Below are 13,184 nucleotides of genomic sequence, written 5' to 3'. Positions count from 1 at the left end.
TTACCCTGAAATCCTTATCCCCGAGTCGAATCCCCACAGCACCAACGTCATGACCGTGTCCAACACGACCACCGCGACCAGGCTGGCTCGGACAGCGCGACCGGAAGCACGACCGACCCCCTCGGGTCCGCCTGTCGCGTAGTAGCCCTGATACCCGTGGATGATGATGACGGTGACCACGAAAACGGCGGCCTTGAACAGCGAGTAGAGCACGTCGACGGGTTGAAGGAATGCGCTGAAGTAGTGGTCGTACGTTCCCGACGATTGTCCGCCGACGATGCGTACGACCACTGCGCACGAGACGTAGCTCAGAATCAAGGTCAACAGATAGAGCGGCACTATGGTGACGACCCCTGCGACGACCCGAGTGGTGACGACGAACGGAATCGACTGAATCCCCTGGGCCTCCAGAGCGTCGATCTCCTCGGAGATGCGCATTGCACCGATCTCGGCCGTCATTCGACATCCGGCTTGAGTCGCGAATCCGATCGCCGCGATCATCGGGGCAAGTTCCCGGGTACTGGCGTAGGCCGACACGAAGCCGGTGAGCGGTTCCATCCCGACCATGCCCAGGGTGTTGAATCCTTCGATGCCGACGGATGCGCCCACGGCGACACCCAAGACGACCAGAACGGACACGGTGCCGCCGCCGACGATCAACTTGCCATTGCCCCAAGTGATGTCGCTCAGGATCAGCAGCATCTGTCGCTGGTAGGACCGAACGGTGTGCGGGATCGCAACGAGGACTTTGAAACAGAACGTGATCTGGTGGCCGAGCATCTCGAGTGCATTGCCCGGTATTCGACCGACCCGACGAAGGACTCGTGTCAGTCCGGCGGTGCCATGAACCGTGTAGGTCGACGGTATGGCCATCTCAGCCCAGCCTCTGCGGCATGAACATGGCCACCAACTGGGTGATGACGACGTTGACCGCAAACGCAGACACCACTCCCAGCACTACCGCCGCGTTGACCGCGTTGGCAACCCCTCGCGGCCCGTGCATAGCGTTCAGTCCCCTGTCGCACGCGACGACTACGACGATGATGCCGAATATCTCGGCCTTCACCAGCGCGACCATCAAGTCGCCGACCGACGCGAACGAGGCGAACGAGCTGATGTAGCTGCCCGGTGTTCCGCTCTGGAAGCCGATATTGATGGCGTAGCCGGCGGCGAGTCCCATGAAAATGATGAGGATGCACAGAAGCGGCGCGATCACGATGAATGCCGCCAGCCGCGGAACGACAAGTCGCCGTACCGGATCGATCCCCATGGTGCGCATCGCATCGATCTCTTCCCTGATCGTGCGCGCCCCGAGGTCCGCGGCAACGGCAGCTCCCGCTGCACCGCCCAGCAACAGGGCCGCAACTATAGGCGCGCCCTGCCGGATCACCCCGAGACCACCTGCGGCACCGGCGATCGACGTCGCTCCGATTTGGTCCGTCAGGCTTCCGACTTGGACGGACACGATGATGCCGAACGGAATCGACACCAGGACTGCAGGAACGACGGTGACGGTGACGACGAACCAGGCTTGCTCGACGGTGTCTCGCCACGGATGGCGAAGCGAGAGGATGTCGCGGACGAGATGGATCAGGGCCGCCGCGCCCAATTCGAGTGTCTGCCCGAACGCACGAAGGCCTCCGGCGAACCCACTCGAGACACGCGTCAACCCCGTCGACGATCCCAATCCACTCACCCCCTGAGCACTCCCCCTGATGCGGCATGCGAAAAGTACCAGCATTGAAGAAACGCCAGGTCAGTTTGGGCGGCGAAGCGATTATGACTATTCACAAGATTTGCCGAGCGAGACTCAGAAGGATCGCGGCGCACCTACGACAACGGCGGCGACCACCGAAGTGGTCGCCGCCGCCGAACGATCTGAAAGATCAGAAGTTGATCATGTGCCCTGCGAGGCCGTGGATGGCTTCCTGCAGAGCCTCCGACAGCGTCGGGTGGGTGTGGACGTTTCGCGCCAACTCGTTGACAGTCAGGTCCCACTTCTGGGCGAGCGTCAGTTCCGGGAGCAACTCGGAGACGTCGGGTCCGATGAGATGGCCACCGATGAGCTCACCGTACTGGGCGTCGGCGATCAGCTTGACGAAGCCGGTGGCGTCGCCGAGTCCGTGTGCCTTGCCGTTGGCGGCGAACGGGAAGTTCGCGACCTTGATCTCGCGGCCTTCGTCTTTCGCCTGTTGCTCGGTGAGTCCGAAGCTGGCGACCTGCGGCTGACAGAACGTCGCACGAGGCATCATGCGGTAGTCGTCGATCGGCAGAGTCTCCGCGCCGCCGATGGTTTCGGCCGCGACGACACCCTGAGCCTCGGCGACATGGGCGAGCTGGAGCTTGGCCGTGACGTCGCCGATGGCGTAGATGTGCGGGACGTTGGTCTGCATCGTGTTGGTGATGCCGATGGCGCCGCGATCGGTGAGCTCGACGCCGGTCTTCTCGAGGCCGAAGCCCTCGACGCGGGGGGCGAAGCCGACGGACTGCATCACCTTGTCGACGGTGACCGTCTCGGTCTCGCCCGACTTGTTGTTCTTGATCGCGACCGTGACCTTGGAGCCGTCGTCGTCGATACTCTGAACGGCAGCGCCGGTCATGATCTTGACGCCCAGCTTCTTGTACTGCTTCTCGATTTCCTTCGAGACGTCGGCGTCCTCGTTGGGCAGCGCGCGATCGAGGAACTCGACGATGGTGACGTCGACTCCGTAGTTCTTGAGGACGTAGCCGAACTCCATACCGATGGCACCTGCGCCGACGATCAGGATCGAACCCGGCAGATCCTTCGTCATGATCTGCTCTTCGTACGTGACGACGTTCTTGCTCAGTTCGGTACCGGGCAACAGCTTGGTGGTGCTGCCGGTCGCGATGATCGCGTTGTCGAACGTGAGCGTCTCGGTGCCGCCCTTGGTGAGCTCCACCTCGATGGTGTTGGCGTCGGTGAACGTGCCCTTGCCGTCGTACTCGGGGATCTTGTTCTTCTTCATCAAGAAGTGGATTCCCTTGACGCGGCCATCCGCAACCTTGCGGCTGCGATCGAAAGCCGCACCGAAGTCGAAGGATGCTTCACCGGAAATACCGAACAGCTTCGCTTCCTTGGTGAAGAGGTGCGCCAGCTCGGCGTTTCGGAGAAGTGCCTTCGAGGGGATGCAGCCGACGTTCAGGCAGACACCGCCCCAATACTTCTTCTCGATGATGGCAGTGCTCAGTCCGAGTTGTGCCGCACGGATAGCAGCGACGTACCCACCGGGACCGGCTCCGAGGACAACGACGTCATAGTGTGAGGTCACGATTCACCAGGATAGTCCCGTCCTGAATCCCTGTCTCGAGACGGTCCAGTTACTCGCTGGTAGCTGCCGCGACGCGTCGGAAGTTCCCGCCGTATACAGCCGCAACAGCGGCCTCGTCGAACCCTCGCTCACGCAGCACCGACGGCAGTGTGACGACATCCTCGGGCGGGACCCACTGCAGCGGACCGTAGCGGGTGTACTCGTCGGAAAACGCCTCGGGATTCGCCGCGAGTTCGGTGTTGAAATCCTCGGCGTCGAACGAGTAGTCGGAGCCGATCCCGATGTGTTCGATCCCGAGCAGCTCCGCGCCGTACTCGATGTGGTCGGCCATCGCCTGCACTCGACGAAGCGCCTCGTTCGGGCCGTTCGCGCCGAGGAAGATTCCAACGCCGTTGATGCCGACGACTCCCCCCGTCCTCGCGCATTCGAGGGCTTGTTCGTCGGTGATGTTTCGCGGATGTCGCCACAGCGCAGCAAAATTCGAATGGCTGTAGATCATCGGCCGCTCGGTCGTCGATGCGATGTCGAGACCGGTGCGGATGGAGCAATGCGAACCGTCGACGAGCATTCCGGTGCGGTTCATCTCCTGCACCAGATCGCGGCCGTACGACGTCAGGCCGGTGTCGTCGACATCGAGGCAGCCGGATCCTGCCGCGTTGGCGCAGTTGTACGTGGGCAGCATCGACCTGACGCCGAGGCCGTAGAAGTGACGGACGTTGTCGAGGTCGCCTTCGATCGGACCGGAATCCTCCAGATCGAAAGCGAGCGTGATCATGCCCTCGGCCTCACCGTGCTCGACCATCCGAAATCGAGTGTCCGCACGAGCTTTCCGACGAAAATCGTCGCACAGTTCCGTGGAGTCGGACTTCGAGTGAGGCGAATACCCGACGTTGACGGACACGTAGCTCCCCAGCGGGAACCTCGCCAGCTCCGCGACGTCGGCCGTCTGGATCAGCGGCAGACAGACATGTTGTTCCCACAGGTTCATATCGCGCTTCCCCCCTTGACGACGAGTACCACCGACACCAATCCGAGAACAACGTAGATGATCGCCGAACTGTGCGTCACCAGCCAGGTTCGCCAGGACTGTTGCACTGCCGCCGCTTCGGCACCCGATCGTGCCAGAACCAGCAGCGGTGTCGCCACTCCCAGCGTGGCAACGCCCACCCACACCACCGCCACCAGGACGGCTTCGACACCGTGCAGTTCCAGCAAGGTCAGCTCGGCCACCGCAACGGTGACCAGCATGTAGTTCGGCACCCACAATCCCAGCACGAAGGCCGCCACGAACCCGATGCGGTCGAGCCCACGAAGCCATTTGGGCGTCACTTCCTCCCGCCTGCGTTGCCTGATCCACAAGACCAGGACGAACAACGCAAGCGCGATCCCGATCACGAGTTCGATCCACGCGACGAGATGCCCGGTCGATTTCGCGCGCGGCCCCGGCGGCAACAACGTTGCGGCGAGGACCATGACGACCGCGAGCGCCGTGACGTACCCGGCCGCGTACGCAGCCGACTTCGCTGCGCCCCGCTCGGTCGCTGCGAGGAGAAATGCGGGTAGAACCGACCACGGCCACACCATGACCACGAGCCCTACGAGTACGAGCGTCAGCGCATGGCCGGTCATCCTTCGGGACAGTACCCGCGAGCTCGTGCAGTAGAAAGAATGCATGAGTATTTCCGGCGATCCCTATCTGTGGCTCGAACAGGTCACCGACGACACGGCCCTCGACTGGGTCCGCAGTCGAAATGCGGCCACCACGGAGGCCTTCGCCGGGGACGAATTCGACGCCGTCGAATCGCGCATCCTGGAGGTCCTCGACACGGATGCGCGAATTCCGTACTCGCGGCGTCGAGGTGAATACCTCTACAACTTCTGGCGCGACGCCACCCATGTGCGTGGGCTGTGGCGCCGGACGACGATGGACGAGTACCGCAAGGCCTCACCCGCATGGGACATACTGCTCGATCTCGACGCCGTCGCCGAAGCCGAGGGCGAGAACTGGGTGTGGAGCGGCGCACAGGTACTACGCCCCGCGCAGAACATCGCCTTGGTGACCATGTCGCGTGGTGGAGCCGACGCCACCGTCGTACGCGAGTTCGATCTGCAGACCCGGTCGTTCCGAGATCCGCTCGACGGCGGCTTCCATGTCGACGAGGCCAAGACCGATATCGGTTACATCGATTCCGACTCCGTCTACGTCGGAACCGATTTCGGTGATGGTTCGCTGACCGATTCCGGCTACCCACGGATCGCGAAGCGGTGGTCGCGTGGCACACCGCTCGCCGAAGCGACCGTCGTGTACGAGGGCGAAGCGAGCGACATCTCGATCTCGGCGTGGCACGACAGAACTCCCGGCTTCGAACGCGACTTCGTCCAACGAGCAACCGACTTCTACAACGCCGAGTTCTACCTGCTCGATGGCGACGCGTTGACACTCGTCGAGACCCCCACCGACGCGACGACCTCGGTCCACAAGCAGTGGCTGCTGGTACGCACGATGACCGAGTGGACGATCGGCGACGTGACGTATCCGTCCGGTGCACTGCTCGCCACCGATTTCGACGCATTCCTGGCGGGCGAGCGAAACATCACGGTGCTGTTCACCCCTGATGCCCATCGCTCGTTACACCAGTACGCCTGGACCGCGAACCACCTCTTGCTCGTCACCCTCGTCGATGTGAAGACCGAGATGCGCGTCCTCACCCCGCGCGCCGACGGCTGGAAAGACGAAGCCCTCACCGGGCTTCCGGGCTTGACCTCCACCGAGATCGTCGGAACCGATCCGGAGGAGAACGGCGACGAGTTCTTCCTGTCGTCGAGTGGCTACCTGACCCCCGCCACGCTGCTGTTCGGCACGGTCGGCGCCGAGCTCGAAATCCTGAAACAGGCACCCTCGTTCTTCGACACCCAGGGTATGTCCGTCGCCCAGTACTTTGCGGTGTCCGAGGACGGCACCGAGGTCCCCTACTTCGTCGTGCGCACAGAAGATGCCGAGCCAGGCCCGACGTTGCTGTACGGCTACGGCGGATTCGAGATCTCGATGACGCCGTCGTACAGCGGTTCGATCGGGCTCGCGTGGCTGGAACGCGGCGGGACCTACGTGGTGGCGAACATCCGCGGTGGCGGTGAGTACGGGCCGGACTGGCACACCCAGGTTCTGCGCGCCGGACGACACCGGGTGCACGAGGACTTCGCTGCCGTCGCGCGTGACCTCGTCGACCGCGGGATCACGACGCCCGAGCAGTTGGGCGCGCAAGGGGGTAGCAACGGCGGCCTGCTGATGGGGATCATGGTGACGAAGTACCCCGAGCTGTTCGGGGCACTCGTCTGCCAGGTGCCCCTTCTGGACATGAAGCGCTACCACCTGCTGCTGGCCGGGGCGTCGTGGGTCGCGGAGTACGGCGACCCGGAGGACCCCGAAGAGTGGAAGTTCATCTCCGAGTACTCGCCGTATCAGAACGTCGTCCCCGCGAGCGAGAGACAGTACCCACCGATTCTCATCGCTACCTCCACGCGTGACGACCGAGTGCACCCCGGTCACGCCCGCAAGATGGCGGCCAGGCTCGAAGAAGTCGGGCAGGACGTCAGCTACTTCGAGAACATCGAAGGTGGACACGGCGGAGCCGCCGACAACGCGCAGTTGGCCTTCAAGACGGCGCTGGCCTACCAGTTTCTGTGGAGGTCGTTGACGCGCCCAGGAGTCACCGAGCGAACCACGCCTCGATCTCGTCGACAACCGTCGACGACTGCCTGATCCACTCGTTGTGACCCCGAGGCGACTCCAGGTGTCGCGTGGTGATGTCCGCCTTCGGGAACTTGGCCAGTAGATTCGTCATCGAGCTGCGGGGTGCGAGATCGTCGCCGGCAAGCGTGACAGCGAGGATCGGCAAGGTCAGCCGCGCGATGCGTTCCTCGTAGTCGATGTCCGCCCCCGCCGGTTCGATCTTGCCTGAGCGGGCGAAGCGGGACCAGTCGTCGATCAGCACTTTCGACTGGCGACCGAAGCCGCCGATGTCGATACGGTCACCGGGCCAGAAGCCGGCGATACTACTGGTCAACGACATTGCGGCGGCGCCGACGAACAGCGACGCACCGCGCGCGACACCGAAACCGCGGTGGTACGGCGAACCGGAGGCGACGAGGATCAGACCGCCGAGGCGACCGCGAATGCGGGCGGCATACAGCGATGCCAGCTGGCCGCCCATGCTGTGGCCGAGAGCGTAGGGGGTGGCGTCGGGAAACCGTTCCCTGACCACTTCGAAAATGGCCGGGAAGTCGACCGAAACCAGTTCCTGATACCCGTACTTGCTCGCCCCGCTCGGCTTGGGCCGGCTGTCTCCCTGCCCTCTGAGGTCCGCGGTGGCCACGTGGAATCCGCGCTCGGTCAGCGCCTGGGCGAAGAGAACGTAGTAGCCACTTGGAATGCCGAGACCGGGCAGAACGACGATCACCGGCAAGTCGGAACGTGGCTCTGAGGATTCGAACAGATTCACCGGGACGGTCGAGCCGTCGGGCATCTGGATCGGCACGGTCTGCACGTGGCAACACTTGCATACGATGAACGCCGACCGAGACCGGGTAGCGGTCTCGATCGGCGTTCGTCGAAGAGGTTGTTCGAGCTACAGGCTCAGAACAAGGAAGCCGAGGCACTCGTCTCGCTCGAACCCGAGTCGGAGCTGCCCGACAGCAGTGTGAGGAGGCTGAGGAGGTCTGAGAGTTCGATCTTGTTCGTGGGCTTGATGGACATCTGTGAAACTCCTTCAATTCGAGGTGGGGTACCTGGCCAGCGAATTTTCGGTAACTCCCGCTGCCCGATGTATTAGTACCAATCCACCGGCGAATTGACTACGAATTGACGATAAAAGTCCATATGCATGTAATTCGTTGATAAACCGGAAACTTGTTTCAGGTAGTAATTTTCGACCACCGCGGCCCCCGACGCCGCGTATGGTCTACCAAATCAGGCTGCGCTGCCCGAGAACAGCAGGTCGACGATCCGGCCGGAGATGACATCGATGACGCCGTCGTACACGCCGCTGATGATGTCGTTGATGAAAATTTCTGCAGAACCCATGAGCACTCCTCGTATTGGAAACGAGCCGATCGATCACGACTCATATACGTTTTTACCTCATTAATGGGCGCAGGACGCGACGCCCATGCTAATACAGGTATCGGCCCTGGTTAAAGCTTCGCGGGATTGCCGCTCCAATACTCACGAGGAATGCGCGAATCACTCGCCGATCACGTCGCGGGCTCGCCCGACGAGCAAAGGGTCGGTTTCTCCGACGATTTCAGGGTCCTTGTTCGCGTAGTCGTATTTGTTGAGAATGAACCGCATCGCGTTGATTCGGGCGCGCTTCTTGTCGTTGCTCTTGACGATCGTCCACGGAGCGACGTCGGTGTCGGTAGCTCGGAAGCTCTCCTCCTTCGCCGCTGTGTACGCGTCCCACTTGTCGAGGGAGGCCAAGTCCATCGGCGAGAGCTTCCATTGCCGAACCGGATCGACCTGGCGGATCGCGAACCTCGTCCGCTGCTCGAGCTGGGACACCGAGAACCAGAACTTGGTGAGACTCACGCCGTCGTCGACAAGCATCTGCTCGAACAGGGGTGCCTGACGGACGAACCGCGCGTGCTGGTCCTCGTCGCAGAACCCCATGACACGTTCTACGCCTGCGCGGTTGTACCAGGAGCGGTCGAACATCACGATCTCGCCGGCAGCGGGCAGGTGCTGGATGTAGCGCTGGAAATACCACTCCGTGGATTCACGAGCCGACGGCTTCTCCAGGGCTACGACGCGAGCTCCGCGCGGATTCATGTGCTCCATGAAGCGCTTGATCGTTCCGCCCTTGCCCGCAGCGTCGCGCCCTTCGAACACCATCACGTGGCGTCGGCCGGTGTCCTTGATCCACATCTGGAGTTTGAGCAGCTCGATCTGCAGCAGCCGCTTCTCCATGTCGTACTCTGCGCGCGTCATCCGCTCTTCGTAGGGATAGTCTTCGCGCCAGGTATCGACGACTCGTCCGTCGGGAGCGGTCAGCAGGATGGGATCGTCGTCGTCGTTGTCGTCGACGGTGAATCCGGAGGTGTCCGCAAGGTCGACGGCAGTGGCGATATCGCCGATCGCGCTGAAATCTAGAGTCATAGTGCGAAAAGCTAGCTGTGAGCGGGAACGAAACGGTGACGGTTCGGTGAACGCCAGACGCTCGAGTGCTCGCGGCACTTCGGAAACCTCAGGGTCGAAGATAGGGGATCTTCCCGATGTGCCGGATCCCATGCGACGCGCAGACTTCTTCCCATGACATACACGAACCCTCCCAAAGAATTCGTACGCTCCGACAAGCAGAAGATGATCGCCGGTGTCTGCGGCGGCGTAGGCGAGTACTTCGGGATCGACCCGAACCTCGTCCGAGTCCTCACCGTCATCGGCGTCTTCGTCACGGGCGGCACGCTGGCACTCGTCTACCTCGCTGCCTGGATGCTGATGCCCCTGCGCTGAGCAAACCCTGCGGGGAACCGGTCGACCGGGCGGACGTGAGCTGGATTCGATACCCTCACGTCCACCATGACCAGCCCGTCGGTGTCGATCAACGTATTCGGGAGCACACGCGCCCAGATCGACGGCCAGCGCGTCAACCTCGGTAGTCGCGGCCAGCGCGCAGTTCTGGCGAGGCTGGTCGCGGCGGGACCCAGGGTGGTGAGCACCGACCTACTGATCGAGGATCTGTGGGCCGGCGATCCGCCACCGCGCGCGCTCGGTGCGCTGCAGGTGCACGTGTCGAATCTCCGTCGCGCGCTGGAACCGAACCGGCCGCCGCGCACACCGGCGTCCGTACTGGTCAGCGCGCCTCCCGGATATGCATTGAATCTGCCCGACGAGTCCGTCGACGTCTGGAACTTCGAACACCTTCTCGACACCGGCGCCGACGAGTCCGCGATTCAGCTCTGGGTCGATGGCCCGTACAGCGAAGTCGCCGACAGCTCATGGGCCAAAATCGAGATCATTCGGCTCGAGCACCTGCGCCGAGGCGCGGTGGATCGACATGCCGAGAATCTCATGCGAGCCGGACGATTCGCGGCGGCCAGTGCCGACCTCGAGGCCGTCGTCCGCGAGGCACCCGACCGCGAGGAGTCGGTACGACTGTTGGCCACGGCCCTCTACTACAGCGGAAGGCAGGCCGACGCGCTGAGCGTGTTGCGCCGCTCCCGCGACTATCTCGCCGACGAGATGGGTGTCGATCCGAGCCCGGCGCTACGGACCCTGGAATCCGATATTCTCGCCCACACGGTTCCGACGACAATCGTTGCGGCACCACCGAAACCTCGCGCACCCTCCACTGTTGTCGCCGCGGCACCAACCGGAAACGGCAGGCCCGAGGAACTCCGGAAGCTACTCGCCGATGCCGAGGCCGCCTCCACATCGGGCCTGCGTCTGGCGTGGATCGGCGGCGAAGCTGGAGACGGAAAGAGCACGCTCGCCACGATGCTCACCGCATCACTCGTCGAACGCGGATGGAACGTCGCGTGGGGTCGATCCTTGGAGATCGACGGCGCACCACCAGCATGGGCGTGGTCGGAGGTCCTGACGGAACTGTCCGCGACCGCGGGCATGGACGCGGCCATGCGTGAACGGCTGGCGCCGATCCTGCCCGACGACGATCAACCCGTCCTCGGTGCGGTGCAGCCGTTCTGGCTGGGCAAGTGGGTTGCCGACTACCTCGAATCCGTTGCACGACTGACACCGACTGCGATCGTGCTCGACGATATCCACCGAGCCGACGCACTCACTGTGTCGATTCTTCGGCAGCTCGCCTCCCGAGCGCGCACCGAACGTCTGTTCGTCGTCGCGACCTATCGCCGCTCGGAGATCACCGAGGATCTGATGTCCGCGTGGGCGACGTTGGTCGACGTGCCCGCGTCGCGGCTCGAACTCGAAGGACTCGGCCGGGACCACATAGCCGCTGTCGCACACAGTTTCGGACTCGATCGGATCACTGGTGCAACTCTCGATCTCCTCGAGGAACGAACCGGTGGCAACCCTCTCTTCGTTCGCGAGCTGGCTCGCCTCATCGCATCCGAAGGAACTCGTGCCGCACAAGAGGCGGTTCCGACCGGAATCGGCGATGTGTTGCGCCGCAGATTCTCTCGGCTCCCGGAACGTACGCTGTCCACACTGCGACGACTGTCGGTTCTAGGTCGCGGGTCCGACCTGGACACGTTGCTGGTGATGACGAACAGCGACGAGGATCAGTTGCTCGACGATCTCGAACCTGCCGTGCTGGCGGGGTTGCTGACGGAACCGGCGACCGACCGCGTGCACTTCACCCATGCGCTGGTCCGCGACACTCTGTATTTCGATCTCCCTCATCTGCGCCGACGTCGGGCCCACGCCCATGCGTACGAGGTCCTCCACCAGCGCCTGCCCGACGACCTGGCCGCGCATGCCCACCACGCAGCACTCGGCGCAACACCGACGACGGCACGAGCGTACGCCCGCGTCATCGTTGCCGCGGCCCGTCATGCCGAAGCCTACGGATCACACAAGGATGCTCTGGCACTGTGGCTTTCTGCGGTGAACACGCTCGACCTGGCGCCGGGCGACACCGGCACCGAACGACTCGAGCTCCTGATCCCTCTCGTCGCATCGCTGGCACGCGCGGCCAACACCGTCGAGGCCCGGGCGCGCCGCGCCGAGGCGATCGATATCGCCGTGCGCCTCGGTGATCGGCGTGCGCTCCTCGACGCGGTGACGTCGTGGCGAGCGCCGGTGATCTGGCACATCCGCGGCGGGGTCGCGGACGAACGGGTGCTCGCACCGCTTCGTGATCTGCTGGCCGATCCCGAGGCGACCGCACGGGATCGTGCCCTCCTGCTGGTGACCTCGGTCTTCGAAGTGGAGGGTCTCGATTCGACGACAGCGAGTGCACAAGCGAGCGAGGCTGTCGCTCTCGCCGAGACGATCGACGATCCGGAAGTACTGTGCATGGCGCTCAACGCTTTCGGCTACATCGCATTCGGGCCGGATCACGACGATGATCGAGTCCTGCGAGCCCGTCAGCTGCTGTCCGTGGCGACCGAACACGGATTCGCCGACTATCAGGCCCTCGCTCACTTCCAACTGTTTCTGGCGTGCAACTCCGTCGTCGATCTTCTCGGTGCCCGCGCCCACGTCAAGGAAGCTGTGCGCTTCGCGAGCGGCACAGAGCTGACTCAGCTGCTCGGAGTGCTGAGCATCTTCGGCGGGCTCGTCGACGTGCTCGCGGGCCGATTCGAATCCGCTCGGGCCAGGTACGACGCCGTCGCAACCTACATGGACGAGCAGGGGTCCTCGAACGGGTTCGAGATACGACACATCGGCCGCTTGGCCACCGCGATTGCGACAGATGACTACGACGAGATACTGCGAGATCTGCCGGCGTTGGACCGTGACCTCCCGGTCCGCGTCCGCAATGCGTGGGTACTCGCGCTCGCCCGAACCGGGGACCTCGACCGGGCACGCGAGATCTGGGTGGAGACAGAGCCGTACCAACGCGACTACTACTGGCGAGGGATGACTGCGCTGCGCGCACACGCCGCGGCCGCGCTGGGCGATATCGACGTGTGCAGACAGTGCTACGACGAGTTGCTGCCCTACACCGGCACATTCGCGGGAGTCGACAGCGGATCTCTGTACTGCGGACCCGTCGACGCCGCCCTCGCCGCCACCGCAGCGGCGCTCGGTCTCGACTCCGCAGCAGAGCACGCTGCGGCGGCGCATGAGCTCATCGCCTTCACCCGGGAAGTACTGGCGGATCCGGGTTGGGTCGACGGCGCCTAGCGGCTGCAAGAGTTCTCCAAGTGAACTCCAATCGGCGGATGGTCTTGTTTCATCGACACGCCACCGACCAC

General features: G+C 63.5%; 10 protein-coding genes. 3 read left to right on the top strand and 7 right to left on the bottom strand.

The genetic code is table 11. The features are described from left to right. The 5 genes from ACODSO_RS05290 to ACODSO_RS05270 form a co-directional block, all read right to left on the bottom strand. Positions 1-873: an MlaE family ABC transporter permease gene (locus ACODSO_RS05290; protein ID WP_489035582.1), complete on the bottom strand. Its 873-nt coding sequence runs from the start codon at positions 871-873 to the stop codon at positions 1-3. Position 874: 1 nt separating this feature from the next. Then, positions 875-1,696: an MlaE family ABC transporter permease gene (locus ACODSO_RS05285; RefSeq protein ID WP_489035580.1), complete on the bottom strand. Its 822-nt coding sequence runs from the start codon at positions 1,694-1,696 to the stop codon at positions 875-877. A 190-nt stretch (positions 1,697-1,886) separates the two neighbouring features. Next, positions 1,887-3,290: a dihydrolipoyl dehydrogenase gene (lpdA, locus tag ACODSO_RS05280; protein WP_068379846.1), complete on the bottom strand. Its 1,404-nt coding sequence runs from the start codon at positions 3,288-3,290 to the stop codon at positions 1,887-1,889. A gap of 49 nt (positions 3,291-3,339) precedes the next feature. Further along, positions 3,340-4,278 (bottom strand): dipeptidase, encoded by a 939-nt coding sequence (locus ACODSO_RS05275; protein WP_489035578.1) that lies wholly within the window; start codon positions 4,276-4,278, stop codon positions 3,340-3,342. Then, positions 4,275-4,919: a GAP family protein gene (locus tag ACODSO_RS05270; protein WP_489035576.1), complete on the bottom strand. Its 645-nt coding sequence runs from the start codon at positions 4,917-4,919 to the stop codon at positions 4,275-4,277. Before ACODSO_RS05270 ends, ACODSO_RS05275 begins: the two co-directional genes overlap by 4 nt. Before the next feature lie 43 nt (positions 4,920-4,962). Between ACODSO_RS05270 and ACODSO_RS05265 the strand changes: the two genes are divergently transcribed. Beyond that, a complete protein-coding gene (locus tag ACODSO_RS05265) occupies positions 4,963-7,050 on the top strand; it encodes a prolyl oligopeptidase family serine peptidase (RefSeq protein ID WP_489035575.1) in 2,088 nt (695 codons plus the stop codon). On the opposite strand, the gene ACODSO_RS05260 is transcribed toward ACODSO_RS05265, so the two are convergent. Together ACODSO_RS05260 and ppk2 are read right to left on the bottom strand one after the other, a co-directional pair. Continuing rightward, entirely contained in the window at positions 6,998-7,834 is an 837-nt protein-coding gene (locus tag ACODSO_RS05260) for an alpha/beta hydrolase family protein (RefSeq protein WP_489035573.1), read from the bottom strand. The two genes, ACODSO_RS05265 and ACODSO_RS05260, sit on opposite strands and share 53 nt — an antisense overlap. A 695-nt stretch (positions 7,835-8,529) precedes the next feature. Beyond that, positions 8,530-9,441 carry a polyphosphate kinase 2 gene (gene ppk2 / locus ACODSO_RS05255; RefSeq protein WP_068379838.1) on the bottom strand — a complete coding sequence of 304 codons (912 nt, stop codon included), beginning with the start codon at positions 9,439-9,441 and terminating at the stop codon, positions 8,530-8,532. A gap of 153 nt (positions 9,442-9,594) precedes the next feature. Here ppk2 and ACODSO_RS05250 point away from each other — a divergent pair, with 153 nt between their 5' ends. Then, complete coding sequence (locus ACODSO_RS05250) at positions 9,595-9,795, top strand: PspC domain-containing protein (RefSeq protein ID WP_489035571.1); 201 nt, start codon at positions 9,595-9,597, stop codon at positions 9,793-9,795. A 66-nt stretch (positions 9,796-9,861) separates the two neighbouring features. Beyond that, complete coding sequence (locus tag ACODSO_RS05245; protein WP_489035570.1) at positions 9,862-13,113, top strand: ATP-binding protein; 3,252 nt, start codon at positions 9,862-9,864, stop codon at positions 13,111-13,113. The last annotated feature ends 71 nt before the right edge of the window (positions 13,114-13,184 follow it).

Source organism: Rhodococcus sp. FG69, from assembly GCF_057808915.1.
This window is presented reverse-complemented; position numbering and strand designations above follow the sequence as displayed.

What these genes read in the sequence shown, in the direction of transcription:
- ACODSO_RS05290 (WP_489035582.1), bottom strand. Translation starts at nt 873, where the DNA reads ATGGCCATACCGTCGACCTACACGGTTCATGGCACCGCCGGACTGACA.
- ACODSO_RS05275 (WP_489035578.1), bottom strand. Translation starts at nt 4,278, where the DNA reads ATGAACCTGTGGGAACAACATGTCTGTCTGCCGCTGATCCAGACGGCC.
- ACODSO_RS05270 (WP_489035576.1), bottom strand. Translation starts at nt 4,919, where the DNA reads ATGACCGGCCATGCGCTGACGCTCGTACTCGTAGGGCTCGTGGTCATG.
- ACODSO_RS05265 (WP_489035575.1), top strand. Translation starts at nt 4,963, where the DNA reads ATGAGTATTTCCGGCGATCCCTATCTGTGGCTCGAACAGGTCACCGAC.
- ppk2 (WP_068379838.1), bottom strand. Translation starts at nt 9,441, where the DNA reads ATGACTCTAGATTTCAGCGCGATCGGCGATATCGCCACTGCCGTCGAC.
- ACODSO_RS05250 (WP_489035571.1), top strand. Translation starts at nt 9,595, where the DNA reads ATGACATACACGAACCCTCCCAAAGAATTCGTACGCTCCGACAAGCAG.
- ACODSO_RS05245 (WP_489035570.1), top strand. Translation starts at nt 9,862, where the DNA reads ATGACCAGCCCGTCGGTGTCGATCAACGTATTCGGGAGCACACGCGCC.